General features: G+C 59.8%; 11 protein-coding genes. 5 read left to right on the top strand and 6 right to left on the bottom strand.

Features of this window, described 5'->3' with window-relative positions; genetic code table 11:
* Positions 1 to 27 precede the first annotated feature (27 nt).
* Complete coding sequence (locus D1222_RS09405) at positions 28 to 774, top strand: helix-turn-helix transcriptional regulator (RefSeq protein ID WP_119454002.1); 747 nt, start codon at positions 28 to 30, stop codon at positions 772 to 774.
* Positions 775 to 812: 38 nt separating this feature from the next.
* On the opposite strand, the gene D1222_RS09400 is transcribed toward D1222_RS09405, so the two are convergent.
* Both D1222_RS09400 and D1222_RS09395 read right to left on the bottom strand, forming a co-directional pair.
* Positions 813 to 2504: a class I adenylate-forming enzyme family protein gene (locus D1222_RS09400; protein WP_119454001.1), complete on the bottom strand. Its 1692-nt coding sequence runs from the start codon at positions 2502 to 2504 to the stop codon at positions 813 to 815.
* A 71-nt stretch (positions 2505 to 2575) separates the two neighbouring features.
* Positions 2576 to 4006, bottom strand: a complete 1431-nt coding sequence (locus tag D1222_RS09395; protein ID WP_182481935.1) for an efflux transporter outer membrane subunit — start codon at positions 4004 to 4006, stop codon at positions 2576 to 2578.
* Positions 4007 to 4104: 98 nt separating this feature from the next.
* Between D1222_RS09395 and D1222_RS09390 the strand changes: the two genes are divergently transcribed.
* The gene (locus D1222_RS09390) at positions 4105 to 5295 is read left to right on the top strand and encodes an efflux RND transporter periplasmic adaptor subunit (protein ID WP_119453999.1); all 1191 of its coding nucleotides are present in this window, start codon (positions 4105 to 4107) and stop codon (positions 5293 to 5295) included.
* A 5-nt stretch (positions 5296 to 5300) separates the two neighbouring features.
* Positions 5301 to 8468, top strand: a complete 3168-nt coding sequence (locus tag D1222_RS09385; protein ID WP_233348650.1) for an efflux RND transporter permease subunit — start codon at positions 5301 to 5303, stop codon at positions 8466 to 8468.
* A 15-nt stretch (positions 8469 to 8483) separates the two neighbouring features.
* On the opposite strand, the gene D1222_RS09380 is transcribed toward D1222_RS09385, so the two are convergent.
* Positions 8484 to 8978, bottom strand: coding sequence for a hypothetical protein (locus tag D1222_RS09380; RefSeq protein ID WP_147371849.1), 495 nt, complete (start codon positions 8976 to 8978; stop codon positions 8484 to 8486).
* A gap of 222 nt (positions 8979 to 9200) precedes the next feature.
* On the opposite strand from D1222_RS09380, the gene D1222_RS09375 reads away from it, so the two are divergent.
* On the top strand, positions 9201 to 10418 hold the full coding sequence (locus tag D1222_RS09375; protein ID WP_119453997.1) for an alpha/beta fold hydrolase: 1218 nt from the start codon (positions 9201 to 9203) through the stop codon (positions 10416 to 10418).
* 3 nt (positions 10419 to 10421) lie between these two features.
* On the opposite strand, the gene D1222_RS09370 is transcribed toward D1222_RS09375, so the two are convergent.
* Both D1222_RS09370 and D1222_RS09365 read right to left on the bottom strand, forming a co-directional pair.
* The gene (locus D1222_RS09370) at positions 10422 to 12413 is read right to left on the bottom strand and encodes a tetratricopeptide repeat-containing sulfotransferase family protein (RefSeq protein WP_233348640.1); all 1992 of its coding nucleotides are present in this window, start codon (positions 12411 to 12413) and stop codon (positions 10422 to 10424) included.
* 77 nt (positions 12414 to 12490) lie between these two features.
* The gene (locus D1222_RS09365) at positions 12491 to 15070 is read right to left on the bottom strand and encodes a TonB-dependent receptor (protein WP_119453995.1); all 2580 of its coding nucleotides are present in this window, start codon (positions 15068 to 15070) and stop codon (positions 12491 to 12493) included.
* 341 nt (positions 15071 to 15411) lie between these two features.
* On the opposite strand from D1222_RS09365, the gene D1222_RS09360 reads away from it, so the two are divergent.
* Positions 15412 to 17007, top strand: a complete 1596-nt coding sequence (locus D1222_RS09360) for a BCCT family transporter (protein WP_119453994.1) — start codon at positions 15412 to 15414, stop codon at positions 17005 to 17007.
* Positions 17008 to 17023: 16 nt separating this feature from the next.
* Here D1222_RS09360 and D1222_RS09355 read toward each other — a convergent pair whose 3' ends face one another.
* A complete protein-coding gene (locus tag D1222_RS09355) occupies positions 17024 to 17845 on the bottom strand; it encodes a DUF4198 domain-containing protein (protein WP_182481934.1) in 822 nt (273 codons plus the stop codon).
* Positions 17846 to 17896: the final 51 nt, after the last annotated feature.

The raw sequence follows: 17896 nt of genomic DNA, 5'->3' as shown, positions 1-17896 counted from the left end.
AAGCTAATAGTAATAATAGGTCAGAACATGCCCGATAAATTGTCCTCCCAGCTACTCGAAAATGACTTGGTTGCGCTTGCATCCGAGGTCGCGGAAAGCGGCCGTCGGATAGGTCTGCCCTATGTCGCCGTGAGCGCTGATATTAGCAGCCCGCAGCCCATGTGCGATGGCGACGGGCGCGCCTATGCCGAGACCCTGTTTCGCTGGATCGATCCAAAGCTGGAATACTGGAAAGACCGGATGTTCGCCCTGCGCTCCACACTGGTGCATGCAACGCGCACATGCGCGGAGCCTTTCTATTACTCCAATGGGCAGGTCAGAAGCTGGCGGCGAAACGATGCTCTCGTTGCTGCAACTGATGCTGAGCAATATTCCTCAGCTCACATTGGCGCTGCAATCGTTTCGCCTGTCCATCTGCCGGGCGGTGTTATCGGTGCCGTCGTCTGGGCATCTGAGGAAGCGCTAGATCTCGCCGATGTTTTCTCGGCAGAGGCCGATCATCTGCATGCGCTCGCCCTGCGGTTCGTTGCCACCTATCACGATGCGCGCGATCTCGGGCCGCAGGGGCCTGCGGTCTATCTCACGCGCCGTGAAATCCAGTGCCTGAAATGGGCGGCTGCCGGCAAGACCGATGCAGAGATCGCCACCATCATGGACATTTCGGTGCCAACGGTGCGATTTCACATCACCAATAGCGCAACCAAGCTTGGCGTCGCTGGCAAGGCGCGCGCCATCCAGCGCGCCTCGACCCTGGGCTATATCGGTCACGAATAGGCCCGCCGGACCTTTCGGCTCGGCGTCATCCCGCAGGTCTAGATATTCGCGCTCAGCCTGTCGCGTAGCTCACGCTTGAGGAACTTGCCGCTGGCATTACGGGGCAGGGGCTCATCAAGGATCCAGATGTAACGAGGCACCTTGTGCTTCGCCATGATTGCGGCGCAGTGCTCGCGGATCGCGTCTTCGGTGACGTTCCTGCCGGGCTTTGCGACGATGGCCGCGCCGACTTCTTCGCCAAGCCGCTCATCCGGGATGCCAAAGACAGAGCATTCGGCGACGTCATCGTGGCGGTAGAGGGCCGCTTCGACCTCGGCGCAATAGATGTTCTCACCGCCGCGCAGGACCATGTCCTTCTTGCGGTCCACGATATAGATGAAGCCATCCTCATCCATCTTGGCGATGTCACCTGTGTGCAGCCATCCACCATCCGTGATGGTCTCCGCCGTCGCCTCAGGTCGGTTGATATACCCCTTGATGACCGAGGACCCGCGCACCCAGAGCTCACCGCGCTCACCGGTCGGGACTTCATTGCCATCAGGGTCGACGCATTTGGCTTCATAGCTCGGCATGGCCGGGCCTGCGCTATCTGGCTTGTCCACATAGAAGTCGGCAGCGATGGAGGTGATGATCCCGCAGGTTTCCGTCATACCGTATCCGGTGTTCGGGCGGGCCGTTGCGACCTTTTTCTCAATAGCCAGCACGAGGTCCGGCGGGACCTGCGCCCCGCCGCCGCCAAGCGCGAGGAGGCTGGATGTATCAGTCTTGTCGAAATCGGGATGATTGATCAGCTCGCGCGCCATGACCGGCACGCCGCTCACCGTCATGATACGATGCTTCTCTATGAGGCGGAGCGCTTCGCCCGCTTCCCATTTGTACATCAGCACCATCTTGCCGCCTGCGGCAGTCACCGCATAGGCGGCGCAATTATTGGCCGTCACGTGGAAGAGGGGCGTATTGATCAGCGTCACCGGCACAGGCGGTGGATCAGGCGGCACCTCACCTGTCGCATACATCACCGCCAGCGCTGACGAGGCGCGGGCATAGAGCATATTATAGAGGTTCGAAACGCAGCCGCGATGGGTCAGCTGTGCGCCCTTCGGAAAGCCGGTGGTGCCGGAGGTGTAGAAGATGCAGGCGTCGCTGTTCGGGTCGACGGTGACATCAGGAAGGTCGCCGCCCGTCGCAATGACGTCTTTCCAGTCGATAACGTCCTCAGGGACCTCATCAAGGCGGACACCGACGAGTTTGGCGCCCTGTACCATGTCCGGCTTCTGGCGCACGCGGGCGAGGCGTTCCTCATCGAGGAAAAGGACAGCCGGGTCGGAGTCCTTGAGTGCGTAAGCCATCTCCTCAGCGGTCCACCAGGCGTTCATGCCCACAACGGTGATGCCGACCGCGCAGCAGGCCCAGTAGATAATCATCCATTCAGGGAAATTGCGCATGGAGATCGCGACGCGGTCGCCGGGCTTCACGCCCTGCTTGAACAGCCAGTTTGCGACCGAGTTGGAGAGCGCATGCGTCTCGCCATAGGTCAGCTTTTCGTCGTGATAGACCAGATAGTCGCGGTCAGCGAATTCAAGCGTCGAGAGCCAGACTTCACGCACGCTTGGCGGAGCAGTCTTCCAGGCCCGGATCCGGTTGCCAAGAATTTCCTGTTCGACGATTTCAAAGTCGCCGCCTGGGCCGGTGAGTTCGCTTTTGGCCCGTTTGAGTTCCGCGTAGTACATGTTCCGCCCTGTGTTTTATGTTTGGGCCACTCTTACACTGAGTTGGCCCTACGAAAACACCGGACGCGGCGTCAGCCTCCAAAGGCGGCGTATATGCCGACGCGCCGGCGGAGCGCTTCGTAGCGGGCCTGAATTTCCCCATCTTCCGCCGACAGGGTCTGCCGTTGAGCGTCTATGAGGCTGAGCAGGCTTTCGGCGCCCTCGCGGTAGCGGATTTCGATCAGGTCGCGGGCCCGTGTCGCAGCCGTGAGCGCGCCAGAGCGGAAGGCGGTTTCTTCAACCGCATAATTGTAAGCGAGGAGGGCGGCCTCCGTTTCGGTCAGCGCGTCGAGGACTGCGGCCTCAAAGTTTGCGCGCGCGGCCTCAACGTCTGCTTCGGCCTGCTCGATCTGGGCGCGGGTCAGCGGCAGGTTGAAAATGCCCCAGCTAAGCCGCGGGCCGAAATTATACCCTAGCGCATCGGCACTGAAGAGTTCACCAACATCGCCGGACTGGAAATTGGCCTGTCCCGATAGCGTCAGACTTGGATAGAGGTCAGCTGTCTCAATGCCGACCCTGTAGGTTGCGGCGGCCAGCTGGCGTTCGGCGGCGCGGATATCGGGCCGGCGTCGCAGTAGCTCCTTCGGTTCGCCAATTTCTACAGGCCCAAAAGCCTCGACCGGCTCGAGTTCCACGGACCCGCCCGGCTGAAGTGCCGGGTAAGCCTCATAAAAATCAGGCAGAGTATGACCTGTTAGGCGGGCTAGACCCGTAACGGTCTGCGCGCGCGCCGCTTTCAGCGCGCTGATCGCGGCCTTGGTTGTCTGCACCAGATTGGTTTGGCGCTCGACATCGATATCAGCCACCTCGCCCGCTTCACGCAGGCGAATGGTCAGGCCAAGTACATCCTCCTGGCGCTCTACATTCTCTTCATTCACCGAAATGCGGGCATCGAGTTCGCGAAGTGTTAGATAGGTGCGCGCCGTTTCAGCGATGATGGCCCGTGCGGCATCGGCGGCGACAGCTTCGCGCCCGCCGAGCGCGGCTTCTGCCTGCGCGATGCCATTCGCAGTGCGCCCGAACAGGTCTGCCTGCCAGCTGAGTTCAGCGCCCGTTGAGTAAAGCGTCTGGGCCCCGAACTCGAACGGGACATTCGCTCCAAGACTTGCGGCCGACTGTTTCTGGCGCACCACCGACGCGTTAAGCGCGCCCATAGGCAGGCCCGCGGACCGCGCGGCGCCGAGGGCGGCCTGCGCACCCGCGACATTCGCGGCGGCTTCATCAATGCTGGGGTTGCGCGCTTTTGCGTCGCTGATCAGCGCTGTCAGCAGCTCGTCGTCGAATGCGGTCCACCAGTCTGATCGCGGCAACTGACCGGGCGCAAGTACGGCTAAATCTCCGGCGACCCAACTATCCTGATAGACTTCTGTCTCTGGTGGTTCATATTCGGGGCCAACGGTCAGGCATGCGGAGAGGAATAATGCGCAAGCGGCAACCGCCGAAATCCGAAGCAGGTTTTTCATATTCAACGTCCTGCGGCTGGCTGACATCTTGCCCGTACCCTGTCGATCTATATCCAGTCGAACAAGAGACCTAATGCCTCAACGAGATCAAAATCGCCATGTCTGATGAATACCGATCGCCGGAATCCAGAAAAAAGCCAAGCTGGATCTGGATCGTCGCCGGGCTTGGTGTGCTCGTTCTCGGTATTGTGATCATGACGTTGGCGGGCGCAGCCAATGCCCCGGCAGAGGACGCCGTCGCGCAGGAGGACAGTATTCCTTACGTCGAAACCGTACGTCCGAGACAGGCGGGGTTGACATTCATGGTGCGCGCACCGGGCCGCATTCAGCCCCGCGAGAGGCTGGATCTTGTTGGTGAAGTATCCGGCAAGGTGACTGACGTTAATCCAGACCTTCAAGCGGGCGGACGGATCGCCCGGGGTGAGACCATCCTTCAGATCGATGACGGCAATCTCCGCGCCAATGTAGAGCGCGCGCAGGCGCAGCTGGCGACGGCAGAGGCCCGCCTCAACCAGGCCGAAGCCGAACGCGACCGGCAGATCAATTTGGCAGATATTGGCGCCTCACCTGAGAAAGCGGCCGAACAGGCGATCGCCGCCTATGAGGATGCCGAAGCCGGCGTCAGGCAGGCGAGATCGCAACTCGTCATCGCCCGTCGTGACCTTCAGAAAACCGCGATCGTATCGCCATTTGACGCCATAGTCGTATCTGAAACGGTCGCGCCAGGGAGGTTTGTTTCACCCGGCCAGCCGCTCGCCCGGCTCATCAGCGCGGGGGAGGGAGAGATACAGGCCGGCCTACCTGCCAAGGATGTGAGGGCTGTTCGCAGTGCATTGGCCGCGCGCGGGGACGCACGCCTCCCCGTCAGGGCCGTACCGAATTCAAGTTCACTCGGCGCAACAGATATCGATGGATATCTTGCTGAATTTTCTCCGGAAATTGATCAGCAGTCGCGTACGGCGACGGTGATCGCCGTATTTCCCGACGCCTTCGCTCCAGAGAACGAGGGGGATATCTTCGCGGGCGACTACATGGACCTGCTGATTGAGGGGCGGTCCGAAATGCCGATGTGGTTGGTGCCAGATGGTGCGGTTCGTCAGGACACCTTCGTCTGGGTGGTCGGCACGGATGAGCAGATTCGCCGCGTCGATGTGGAAACAGTGGACCGTGATGAAGACGGCGTTCTGATCCGCGCGCCTAAACTCTCAACTGGTGACAGGCTGATGCTGACAGTGCTGGCGGAAGAAATCGACGGCATGCGTGTGCATCTTCAGGAGACCCAGTCTTGATCCGGATGATTGAGGGCGTCCTCGCCAACAGGGTGGCGGCAAACCTCCTGATGGTGTTCCTCGTAATATCCGGGGTCGCGTCCCTGTCAGCGCTGAATGTGCGCGTTTTCCCGCCAATCGAAACCTACAACATCTCCGTTACCGTGCCTTATCCGGGCGCCACGCCGGAGGACGTTGAGACATCGATTGTTCGCCCCATTGAAGAGCGCCTTGAAGGCCTTGAGGGCATCGACAAGATCACCAGCCTCGCTGCTTCGGGCGTCGGCAATGTCGTCGTCGATATCCCCGAAAGCGAAGACCTCTCCGAGATGCTGGACGAGGTGAAGAACGAAATTGGCCGCATCACTGTTTTCCCACAAGCCGCTGAAGCGCCGCAAATTACCGAAGTCGAGCCAGACGAACTCGTCTCGCAGATCATCCTGCATGGTGATGTTGATCGGCAGACCCTGAAACAGGCCGCTGATCGCGTCCGGCGCGAGCTGGCTGCCAAGGATGGTCTCTCCCTGGTCGAGATCGGCGGCGTCGCAGATTATCTGATCGAAATCGCGATTTCCGAAGAAGAGCTTCGCGCCCGCGATTTGAGCCTGACATCGATTGCGCAGGTCATTTCCCAGCAGAGCGTCGACCTGTCCGCCGGCGAAATAGAGAATGACCGCCAACTATTGCGCGTGCGCGCAGTAGGAGAGCGGCGTACCGGCGCTGAGTTCGAGAACATCGTGGTTGGGGCCGGGCGCAACGGCGCGCCAATCTATCTGGCAGATATCGCCGTCATTCATGACGGGCTCTCCGATGATCCTGTGGAAGCCAATTATGCAGGTGAGCCTGCGGTAACCGTTTCGGTTTTCCGTGTGGGCCGCGAAAAGACGCTCGATAATGCCCGGATCGTGCGCAGCTATCTCGAGACCGAGATTGATGCCGCCTTGCCTGGTAACGTCGACTACGTGCTCTGGCGCGACGAGGCGGTAAACCTTCGCTCGCGCATCGACCTGCTGGTCCGCAACGCCGTGCTGGGCCTGGTGCTGGTGACGCTGCTGCTCCTGCTCTTCCTCGACATCAGGATCGCTTTCTGGGTCGCGCTGGGGGTGGGTGTCAGCTTTGTCGGCGCTTTCTTCCCGATGCTCATCTTCGGCATCACCATCAACCAGCTCTCGCTGTTCGGCTTCATCCTGGCCATCGGTATCATCGTCGATGACGCCATCGTGGTGGGGGAGAATATCCACGCCAACTGGCGCGCCGGGGCAGGCCAGATGGAAGCTGCGCGTCTCGGTGTAACGCGGGTGGCGCGGCCAGTGCTCTTCTCGGTCTCAACCACCATGACGGCCTTCGTTCCTATCCTGCTCGTGCCTGGTCTGTTCGGACAATTCCTGGGGCAGGTCTCAGCCGTCGTGATCGTGCTCCTCTTCCTGTCGCTGGTCGAAAGCCTTTTCGTGCTGCCGCGCCACCTCTCTCATCTCAGCGATGATCCGCCGGGACGGTATTCGCCCCGCCGCTTTGCAGACCCGGTGCGAGACCGCGTTGCCGGCGCGCTCCGCAAATTTTCTGCTGGCCCGCTGAAGAAGGCGATGCAGTTCGTCGTCCTTCGCCCGGCCATGGTGCTCATGATGGGCTTCGGCATCCTCTTCGCCACACAGGCGCTGACCGCGAGTGGCTATGTCAAATTCATCTTCTTCCCGGCGGTCGAAGGCGACTACGTCACCGCTGAGCTTGAACTGGCTGAGGGCAGCTCCGAAGAACAGACGAGGCGCTTTGCCCTTCAAATCGAGGAGGCAGCCTCCGCAGCGATCGCGGATGTAACAGCGGTAGAAGACGGATTGGTCGGCGTTCTCTGGCAAATCGCAGAGCCGCTCGGCGGCAATGAGGCCAATGCGACGGGCGGCGGCGCTGGCGCCATCTCAGGCAACCGCGCTTTTGTGGTCGCGCAGCTTCAGGAATCCAGCAGCCGCGACTTCGGTGCGCGCGATTTTGAGCGCGCCTGGCGTGAGCAGGTTGGCCGCATTCCGGGCGCTGAAAAGCTCACCTTCACCTCTGACCTGGTGAGCCCCGGCGCGCCGATCCAGCTCCAGATATCTGCACGCACGGACGAGGAGACACGCGAGGCCGTGCTGGAGCTTCGACGCGCGCTCGAAAGCCGCCCCGGCGTCTATGATGTTCGCGACGACCGTTTTCGCACCACTGAGGAAGTCCAGATCCAGCTGAAACCGCTCGCGCGTAATTATGGCCTGACCCAGAATGATCTTGCGAGAGAAGTTCGAGCCGCCTTCTTCGGCGCAGAGGCCGTCCGCATCCAGCGCGACCGAGAGGAAATACCGGTGCGCGTCCGTCTGCCAGAGGGTGAGCGCGCGTCTCTGGAAACCCTGAAACGCCTGCGTGTGAAGGTCGGGGAAGGTTATATCCCGATGGATGCGCTCGCCGACCTCACCATCGCGCCAGCACCGGCGGCTATCAACCGCGTGAACGGGCGGCGGATCTACTCGCTAAATGCCTTCGTCGACGAAGATGTGACCACCGCCGACACGGTCTCCGCCTACATGTTCGAGCAGGCCCTGCCGCAACTGCAGCAGGAATACGAGAACCTGACCATGCAGGTCTCCGGCGATCAGGAAGACCAGGCCGAAGCCCAGCCTGTGCTCGCGCGGAACTTCATGCTGGCACTGATCGTGATCTACAGCCTGCTGGCGCTCAACTTCCGCTCGTACAGCCAGCCGCTCGTCATCATGGGCGCGATCCCGTTCGGCTATGTGGGCGCACTGATCGGACATGGCCTGCTCGGCGCGGACCTGACGCTCCTGTCCTTCTTCGGCATCATCGGCCTCTCGGGCGTGATCATCAACGCGTCGCTGATGGTGACTGACTTCCTCAATGAGCGGCTTGAGAATGGCGAAGAGCCTGTGGAGGCTGTCGTGTCGGCCATGCTGGACCGTTTCAGGGCGATCCTGCTGACCACGCTCACGACGTTCCTTGGCGTGACGCCAATCATTCTCGAGACAAGCATCCAGGCCCAATTCCTGATCCCGACAGCTATCTCGCTCGGTTTCGGCATTCTGATCGGGACCTTCCTGCTCGTCTTTATGCTGCCAGCCCTCCTGACGATCCATCTGCGGATATTCGGTGTGCCTGACATGCGCACTGACAATGAAAAAGGGCGCAGCGAAAACGCTGCGCCCGCATCATGATCTGAAGTCTGAGACTTAGCTGCCGAAGCCGTCGCCAACGCCGAAGTCGCGGCGTGCGGACACGATGCTCACAATCACACCCACCATCACGTCGATGAGCGCGATACAGGTGAAGAGGAAAAAGGTCGCTGTCGCGAAATTAGCGAATAGGATGAAGCAGACGATGCAGGTCAGCAGTACCGCCATCGACGCCATATGATTGACCATGGCGCTGGAGCGCGAGCTTGTCGCCTTCATGATCTCGATGGACAGAAGTACTAGAGAGACTAGCAGCAAGATGTCCCCCAACCGCATCTTCCAGCTGACACCCGACACCATCGGCACAGAGAACAGCGTCGCGTTGAGATTGCCCGCAATGGCCGGCGTTTCATCCATATGTTGCCCGCCAGCAATGACAGCTATGATGACATAGGCAATCAGCGGGAAAACGAGCAGCGGCGTGATCGTCTCAATCCGTCTAAAGGTCCCCATCTTTGGCCGGGATCTGCGTGATCCTGTTTGATCGCTCATCCTGATATCCTTTCCAGTAACGGCGTCTCATGCGCAGCCCTTCATGAGTTAGTAACCAAACTTGCCCGGCTCGTCGATCCATGTCGCCGATTACGCGAATAAGTTAAACCGCTGGCGATGAAGCAATCGACTGTTTCTGCCAATGTTTCTCCCCTTCGCGGATTGGTAAAGCGCCCTAAATGAGGCAGTGAGCAAGGTCTCGAGAGGCAACGGGCAGGATTGATGGCAGAACGCGAATTCAAAGGCTTCGGCGGTCTTCTCCTCAGTGCGGACATGCGCGGCTCAGATGAAGACCCGTCCGTCCTCCTGCTGCATGGCGGCGGGCAGACCCGTCACGTCTGGCAGGAGACGGCCGATGCACTGGTGAAGGCGGGCCGCCATGTCATCAGCCTCGATCTTCGCGGCCATGGCCGCAGTGCCCGCTCCGAAGATGCGCGCTATGAATTTGACGCCTGCGTCGAGGATTTGCGCGCCGTGCTCGCGCAGCTTGCGTCGCGTCCCGTAGTTGTCGGGGCAGGGCTTGGCGGCTGGATCGCGCTGACGGCAATCGGGGAGGACGGCGGCCACCTCGCATCGGGCCTCGTTCTCGCAGATGCTCCGCCAGAGATTGACCTTCGCACCGCTGGTGCACTCGCGGCCTCTATCCGTTCTGCCCCTGCTCAGACAGAAAATGTCGATCCGGTCTTCGGTGACGTGATCGATGTCGAAAAGTCGAGCGAGCGTATTTCGCTCGCCGCCTCCGGCCTGAAGGTGCCGGTCCTTTTCGTCCGCGGCGCCCTCAGCAGCTTTGGCAACCGCGACGCCGCAAACCGCTTCGTCGAGAAGGTCGCCACCGCAGAGTTCGCAGAGATCGAAGATGCCGGCCACCTCGCCGTGTTCGACCGCTCCGATGCCTTCAGCGCTGTCTTGCTCGATTTTCTTGAACGCCGCGTGCCGCGCGTGATGCCTGACTACAAGCAGGGATCGGACGCCCGCACACTGCGCGACGCGCTCGGCTGCTTTGCGACCGGGGTGACGGTCGTCACCACCATGTCGGCAGAAGGTGAGCCTGTCGGTCTCACGGCGAACTCTTTCACGTCGGTCTCGCTCGACCCTCCGCTCCTGCTGGTCTGCATCGCCAAAAGCTCGTCCAGCCTCGCTGCGCTCGAAGCTTCTCAGCGCTTTGCCGTCAACGTCCTGCACATCGGTCAGCAGCCTGTCTCCAACACATTCGCGATGCCGGGCGAGGACAGGTTCTCGCAGACGCCATGGCAGGAAGGTCAGTACGGCTCGCCGCTCATTTCAGGCGCTCTCGCCAATTTCGAATGTATCAAGTTCGACCTGCATGATGGCGGGGACCATGTGATCCTCATCGGCAAGGTGGAGCGCGCAAAGTATGAACCGCGCCGCGACCCGCTCCTTTATTTCAAGGGCAAGTACCGCCGGCTGCATTTTGCCTGAGGTCTAGCGATAGTCCGTGAGGGCAGGGCCAAGCGCGTCTTTCAGCGGGCCGAGATGCACTTCAAAGTTGCGCCACTGGTCAACACCGGATCGGCTGATCGGCTGGCGGACCTGTTCCGAACTTGCTGTGCGAACGGCGCGCTCCGTCTTGTGGAAGTCGACGCAGGCCTGCTCGAAGGGCAGACCGCAATGGTCTAGGATACGCCGGACCTGACCTTCCAGATCGTCAACGACATCCTCATGCTGGACGCGCAGCACCTTGCCCGGAAGCACCCGGTCCCAATGGGCCATCATCTCGATATAGATGCTGTAGTAATTGCCGATATCGTCCAGGCTATAGCTGAACTCTTGACCCTCGGCGAAGAGCTGTTTGAAGCCTGAGAAGCAGCAGGCCATCGGCTCGCGGCGCGCGTCGATGATTTTCGCATTTGGCAGGATCAGGCTGATCAGACCAATATGCCTGAAGTTATTGGGCATCTTGTCGGTAAAGAAGGGCGCGCCGCGGCGATGGATCGCCGTATTGGCGATATAGTCCTGGCCCAGCGCTGCCAGTTCGTCATCCGGCAGCTCATGCAGGATGCGTGGATACCGCTCACGGTCTGAAATTTGTTTACGTCCACGAAGCCGGTGCGCCAAAGACAGAATGTTGGGCAATTCCAGCGTGCCATCGACCTGACTGTGCGAGGCGAGGATCTGCTCAATCAGCGTAGAGCCTGCGCGGGGAAGGCCGACAATAAAGATAGGGGCAGGGTCGTCATGGCCAACGCCGGCGCGTTTCTCGAACAGGTCGCGCGTACAGTGCTCGATCTGCCCGTCGGCCTCGGCGCGCATCTGCTCGGTCGTGTAGCGGATCTGGCCCTTCTTCAGCACATTGCCGCTGCTATAGGCCTCGAAGGCCTCATCATAGGAATTCGCGTCTTCCAGTGCCTTGCCGAGCGCAAAGGCGAGGTGGACGCGGCCCATGAAGTGCAAATTCGGGTCGGAGAGCGCCCCTCGCATCACGTCGATATCGGCGGCGCTGAACTTGTAGGTCTTCAGATTGGCAAGGGCGTACCAGGCATCGCCGTGCAACGGGGTCACCTCAACGGCCCGGCGGTAGGATGCGATTGCCTCCTCAGTACGACCCGCCGTCTTCAGCGCGTGTCCCTGTGAGGTCAGCGTTGCAAGATCGTCGGGAAGAACGTTGAGCACTTCGTCAAAGATACCCAGCGCCTCGTCATAATTGCCCGCCTGCATGGCCTCGATGGCGTAGATAGATTTGAAGACCGGGCTTTCCGGGTCGTGCTTGAGAAGCGCCTCTGCCTGCGCGAGGGCCGCTTCGTATTTCTGGCGTTTGCGCAGGACCTGAACATGGTCGATGCGCAGCTGCGGATTGTCCGGGTTGAGCTCGATCGCTGTTTCCAGAAGGAAGTCTGCGTCCTCATGCACGCCAAGCCGCGTCCCGATATCGGCGAGAAGGCGCATGCCTTCAATGTGGCGCGGATTCTTCTGAAGGAAGGCGCGGGCAATCCGCTCTGCGTGGATGAGGCGGCCTTCATGCACATAGTTCGTGACCGCCAGCAGTTCCGGGGGCAGTCGCTTCAGCCGGTCGGCCTGCGCGCGGGCATGAGCAGCGTCTGCAGCGCGCCCCGATGCGGAGAGGATTTCAGCCTGCGCCGTCCAGCTGGCGACTAGCGCCGGATTGTAGCGTACGGCGCGCTGATAGGCGGTCAGTGCCGCATCGCCGTGGCCAATCTTGCGGTGTAGATGGCCTTCTTCCTGAAAAGCTCGGCCAAAGTCAGGTGACAGACGCTTGAGATGATCAAGATGGCGGAAAGCTGTGTCCGTCGCACCCAGATACCGGGCGCAGGCGGCAGCCATATAGATGGCGTCCTGATGGTCCGGTGTGTCCTTGAGGATGAGGTCTAACGCTTCGGAAGCTGCCTTGAACTCGCCGCGCTGCATCAAGGCGCGAACCTGTTTCAGCTGATCGTTCGTCGTTGCGGCTTCAGTCATTTCATCCATTCAATACAAGTGCAGCGTCCCGAATAACCGGGACGCTGCGATAGAAGCAAGTTTGGCTTCGTCGAAGATTAGTAGTCGTACTTCAGACGGATGCCGATCGTGCGTGGACGGATCGGGGTGACCCGCTCACGGTCGAAGATGAAGCTGCCGCTAAGCTCGGCATACTCATTGGTGAGGTTGGTGGCGAAGAGCTCCGCGCCCCAATTGTCACCCGTGATGCCTGCCGTCGCGCCGAAGGTCACATAACCATCGAGGTCCATCTTGTTGATTTCGACGACGTCTGTGACGGAGTCGTCGGAGAAGACCATTTGCGGCATGATGTGAGCCCGCACGCGCTGACCGGCAATCTCCTGTTCGAGATCCCACTCATAGCGAACGCGCAGATTGCCCTGATAGGACGGCGCGAAAGCCAGCTCAGAGCCAACGACCACGTCATTGGTTGGGACGAGCACTTCGGTGATTTCCGAATCCAGGAGCGAGAACGCGCCAGCAACGGTCAGGCCGTCAATGCTTGCCGGAAGCCAGGTGAAGTCACCCTCGATGCCCTTCAGCTCTGCATTCGCCGCATTATCGGAGAAGAAGAGGTTGACGATGGACGGATCGAAGATGGTCGTCTGGAGACCTTCAATGTCGACGAAGAAGGCTGCGCCATTGAAGCGAAGCGAATTGTCGAACAGCTCGGTTTTCCAGCCGATCTCATAGTTCTGAACTTCGTCCGTATCGACGGCATATGGCACGGTGTAATTGTTCGGGCCTGCTGCGCCGCCTGGACGGTTGAGAAGACCAGCGCGGTAGCCTTCGGAATACGTCGCGTAGAAGAGCGTATCCTCGGTTGGCGTCCACTCACCGGTTGCCTTCAGGATCACGCCGTCAGTCGCCGCCTTGTCCGGAGCATCCGCAGGGCCGTTCGGGCCGTAAAGCTGCGAGATGTTCGTGCCAAAGACCTGCTGGTCGGTATCAGCAAACAGGTTGAAGAAGGACGAGTTGGCCGAACCTTCAAGATCTACTTCGACGTCGTAGTAACGTGCGCCGAGCGTGATAGCGAACGTGTCGGTGAGGTCAAAGGTCGTCTCACCAAAGAGGCCAATCTGCTCATCCGTGCGAAGCACGTCGTTGCGGAAAATTACGCCTGCCGGGAACGGGCCTGGCTGGCTGAAATAGCCCTGGCTTTCATTGCCGACATCACCCGGAGTCGCAGCGCCGTTGGTCAGCGGGAAGTTCGGCGCGAAGCCGACAGAGCCATCGGTGTAAACCACCTGCGTGGAGCCCGGATAGACGAAGTCGTTGCGCTCAGCGAGTTCAAGGTCGCTATAGAACGCACCGAAGGTTGCGCGCCAGCGATACTCGTCCGGCGTATTGAAGCGCAGCTCGTGCGTCTGGACCTTCGTTTCCGAGTGCGAGCGAACCGAAAGGTTCGGCGCGTAGCACGTGCCCGCAGGCGTAGCGCCCGTCGGATAAGTCACGTCATAGTCACAGATGTAATACGGCAGATACTGGCCGACGAAGAGATAGTCGGAATAGTCGACAACCTGGTCGGTGGTCCGCTCGGTATAGGCGCCCGTGTAGATCGTCTCGAGCATGCCGAGACGGCCCTGAAGCGTCCACGCCGTGGAATGGAAGTCGTCTTCGATTTCCTCAGGCGTGAAGCGGACGATGTCATAATCGTCGAGTTCTGGGTCAGCGAAGAAGACGCCGTCGGCTTCGATGCCTTGCTGGGAATGCTGAAGCAGCAGGTCCCAATCCTGATTGAACTCGTAGTAGCCGCTCAGGCGGAAGCCCTGATAGGTGACGTCGTTGATGTCATTCTCGGCAATCGTGCCGTTGTTGGCATCAATGAAGGTGACGCCGGAAAGGTCAGAACCTGCCTGGAAGCCAGCGCGGTCAGCATTCACCGGAACGCCATTGGCGCGGACGGTTCCCTCCGCACGGAAGCGCGCGGATTCGCGGGTCGAAAGCGTGCCGCCGACATTGTCGATATAGCCGCCTTGGGTGTCGGTATAGACAACGCCGCGAACAGCGAGCTTGTCGGTCACCGGCAGGTTGATCATCGCTTCGACGCTGTTGCTCATCTCACCGCCGTCGGTGAATGCGGTCGATGCCTTGAAGCCTGCGTCAAAGCCAGCAAGCGACGGCTTGTTGGTGATGAGGCGGACGGTACCTGCCTGCGAGCTCGCGCCAAACAGTGTGCCTTGCGGGCCTGACAGGACCTCCACGCGCTCAAGGTCGGCTGCGTAGACATCGAGGTTACGGCCTGGCTGCGCCAGCGGCTGTTCGTCGAGATAGAAAGAAACGTTCGGTGCCAGACCTGCAACACCAGCAACCGTCAGGTTCGGTGTCGTGGAGGCGAGGCCGCGAATGTAGATCGTGTTCTGGCCTGGACCGGAACCACCAGCGGTCACGCCTGGCAGCTGGACCAGATAGTCGCTAAAGTTCTTGACGCCGAGCTGGTCGAGCTCCTGCTCGCCAAGCGCGTTCACCGTCACAGGAATGTCCTGTGCGCTTTCGGAACGTTTGGTCGCGGTGACGGTTACGGTTGTCAGGCGTCTGTTGTTCTGGGCAGCCGGTTCCTGAGACTGCGCCATTGCCGGAGTGGCAGCTACAATAGTGCCGATGGCGAGCAGGGATGCTCCGCCGAAAAGCTTATTCATGATTACCCCATCTATTCGTGGTCGCGTGTACACATGCGAAAGGCCCCCTCGCGGATTTCGGTCAGAAATCAGATCGCGCCCGGGCACCGACCTCACATAAGGCGATAGTTCGGCAAATAAAATAAAATAGTCAAACTTTCGACACGGTTGATGCTGCGATGCGTCACAAAGAGTAGAAAAATATATTGTTTTCAATGTGTTTTGCTATGGTTGCAGCATTGCAACATGTCTGCAACTTTGTTCAAACCTTGAAAGTTATTTGAGAGTGTTAAGATCAGCGCTGGACTGATCATTCGATTCACAAACAATCAGCGGCAATCACCGCGATGGAGAAGTTGAATATGAGCGAACCGGACGGTGATGCTGAGTATACGACAGATTACGAGGTCGGGCAGGACAACGTCGAATGGTTCGGTCTGGACATTCACAATCCAGTTTTCTTCCTCAGCGCCGGTCTGGTCCTCGTCTTCGCTATCGCATCGCTCGTGTTCCCGGAAGCCAGCGGATTTGCCCTGCAAGCCTCGAGAACCTGGACGCTCGAAACTTTCGACTGGCTTTTTGCCCTGACGCCGCCGCTTATCCTTTTGTTCTGCCTCGCATTGGCTTTTTCGCCACTCGGCAAAATTCGCCTTGGCGGGCCGGACGCAAAACCTGAATTCAACATACCCTCCTGGATCGCCATGCTGTTCGCCGCCGGTGTGGGCATTGGCTTCATGTTCTATGGGTCCGCAGAGCCGCTGGCCTATTACTCGGACTGGTTCGGCACGCCGCTGAATGTGGAGGCCGATACCCAAGAAGCGCGGAAGCTGGCCTTTAGCGCCACTCTATTTCACTGGGGTGTTGCCCCATGGGGCGTGTATGCTGTCGTCGGTCTGGCGCTTGGTTTCTTCGCCTACAATAAGGGTTTGCCCCTCACCATCCGGTCAGCTTTCTATCCCATCCTCGGTGATCGGGTCTGGGGCTTCTGGGGACATGTCATCGACACCTTCGCCGTTATCTCCACCGTCTTCGGCCTTGCGACCACTATCGGTATTGGCGCCGCGCAAGCCAGCAGCGGCATCGGTTTCCTGACTGGCATGCAGGTCAGCGTCGGTCTTCAGACGCTTCTGATTGCAGCGATTACAGGCCTCGCCGTGATTTCGGTTCTGCGCGGGCTTGATGGCGGCGTGAAGCTGCTCTCGGACATCAACATGACCATCGCGGTCATCCTGATGCTGTTCGTACTCATTGCTGGGCCGACGCTCGCCATCGTGAGCGGACTTGGAGAAAACTTTCTCGCTTATCTGAAGGATACGCCCGGCCTGACCAATTGGTTTGGGCGCGAAGATACCGCCTGGTTCCATGACTGGACCATCTTCTACTGGGCTTGGTGGATTTCCTGGTCGCCATTCGTCGGCATGTTTATCGCCCGTATCTCGAAAGGCCGCACCGTCAGGGAGTATTTCTCTGTCGTTCTTCTGGCGCCTGTCGCAATCTGTGTTCTCTGGTTCACGACTTTCGGGGAAACCGCGATCCAGCAGTACGAAGCCGGGCAGGGCGAGCTCGGCGATGGGATGACCACCGCCGCGCTGACGCTCTTCCACATGCTGGATAGCCTGCCATTCTCGATCATCACATCCTGCGCCGCGATCTTCCTGCTCGTCGTCTTTATCGTGACGTCGGCAGACTCTGGCGCGCTCGTGATCGACAGCATTACATCCGGCGGCAAGACGGACTCTCCCGTGCCACAGCGCGTCTTCTGGGCGTGTATGCTGGGTGTGACCGCATCGATGCTGCTCTATGGCGGCGGGCGCGATACGCTGAACTCCCTGCAGGCTGGTACGATCACGGCCGCGCTGCCATTCACATCCATCCTGCTCGCAAGTTGTATCAGCCTCTTCCTCGGCATGCGCCATGAGCACAAGGTGATGAAGGATCTGAAAGAGATCGACGCCTAGTCAGACGACCTGCCCCTTAGCTGGGGCAGGGGCTTTGCGTGTCGAAGGTCAGGCTGGAGAAGATTGTCTGATAGTCAGCATCTTCCAGCAGGCCTGCCGCGGCCTCAGCCCAGACAGTGTGAACAAGCCAGCGCCCTTCCGTCAGCGAAGCTGAAATATCGACCTTACCCTCGGCGTCCGTCTCAGCGCTGAAGTGAACCGTTTCATCATCCAGATCCGTGATGTGAAGCGTCGCGCCTGACACAGGGGCGCCGTGATAGTGCACCTTGATCAGCATCGCGTCGCCTTCGTCCCACTCGACCGGATCTGCGCCTGGAATGACTTCGAGCGTTAGCCCGAGCTCTTTACTCCAGACGTCAGACATCTCCGGGCACCCGACTTGTACCAGCGCCTTGCCACGGCGAGAGTAAAGCTCCTTGCCGGGCCGGTCTTCTGTACGGTTGGCCGCGCGGTCGAGTATGATTGGGCGAATGCCTTCTTCCTCGGCATAGTCATTGAATTCGCCTGCTACGAGTTCGCTGAAGCTGTTCGTTGTCTCGACCAGAATGAGATGCTGGCCGACGTTCTCGAGCATCACTGATAGCTCTCCCGTCAGGCTTTCGGCGCCGCGCACCTGATTTTGGAGGCCGTCCGAACCAAAGCTCTGAAACCCTACAATCCGATGTGGGCGGACCGGCCAGTCTGACTTGTCCGAACCGTGCCCGACAAAAAAGCTTAAGCGTAATTCTACGGACTCTTCAGGCACAAACGTCTCTGGTTGGACCCAGAAATCATGAGCGTTAGCGGCGCCCGCCGTCACAGCGGCAGCAAAAAGCGACAGTGAAATCATGCGTCTCATGATCGGTCTCCTCCAGAATTCGAGACAGTTACGGCCAGCAAGGTGGAACGG

The organism is Henriciella algicola (assembly GCF_003576245.1).
In the GTDB taxonomy this organism is placed as follows: Bacteria; Pseudomonadota; Alphaproteobacteria; order Caulobacterales; family Hyphomonadaceae; genus Henriciella; species Henriciella algicola.
The sequence above is the reverse complement of the archived record's forward strand: the minus strand, read 5'-3'. Positions and strand labels throughout refer to the sequence as shown.

Bases quoted from the DNA above. Each gene is read 5' to 3' on its own strand.
- D1222_RS09405 (WP_119454002.1), top strand. From the start codon at position 28: ATGCCCGATAAATTGTCCTCCCAGCTACTCGAAAATGACTTGGTTGCG.
- D1222_RS09400 (WP_119454001.1), bottom strand. From the start codon at position 2,504: ATGTACTACGCGGAACTCAAACGGGCCAAAAGCGAACTCACCGGCCCA.
- D1222_RS09395 (WP_182481935.1), bottom strand. From the start codon at position 4,006: ATGAAAAACCTGCTTCGGATTTCGGCGGTTGCCGCTTGCGCATTATTC.
- D1222_RS09390 (WP_119453999.1), top strand. From the start codon at position 4,105: ATGTCTGATGAATACCGATCGCCGGAATCCAGAAAAAAGCCAAGCTGG.
- D1222_RS09385 (WP_233348650.1), top strand. From the start codon at position 5,301: ATGATTGAGGGCGTCCTCGCCAACAGGGTGGCGGCAAACCTCCTGATG.
- D1222_RS09380 (WP_147371849.1), bottom strand. From the start codon at position 8,978: ATGAGCGATCAAACAGGATCACGCAGATCCCGGCCAAAGATGGGGACC.
- D1222_RS09375 (WP_119453997.1), top strand. From the start codon at position 9,201: ATGGCAGAACGCGAATTCAAAGGCTTCGGCGGTCTTCTCCTCAGTGCG.
- D1222_RS09370 (WP_233348640.1), bottom strand. From the start codon at position 12,413: ATGACTGAAGCCGCAACGACGAACGATCAGCTGAAACAGGTTCGCGCC.
- D1222_RS09365 (WP_119453995.1), bottom strand. From the start codon at position 15,070: ATGAATAAGCTTTTCGGCGGAGCATCCCTGCTCGCCATCGGCACTATT.
- D1222_RS09360 (WP_119453994.1), top strand. From the start codon at position 15,412: ATGAGCGAACCGGACGGTGATGCTGAGTATACGACAGATTACGAGGTC.
- D1222_RS09355 (WP_182481934.1), bottom strand. From the start codon at position 17,845: ATGAGACGCATGATTTCACTGTCGCTTTTTGCTGCCGCTGTGACGGCG.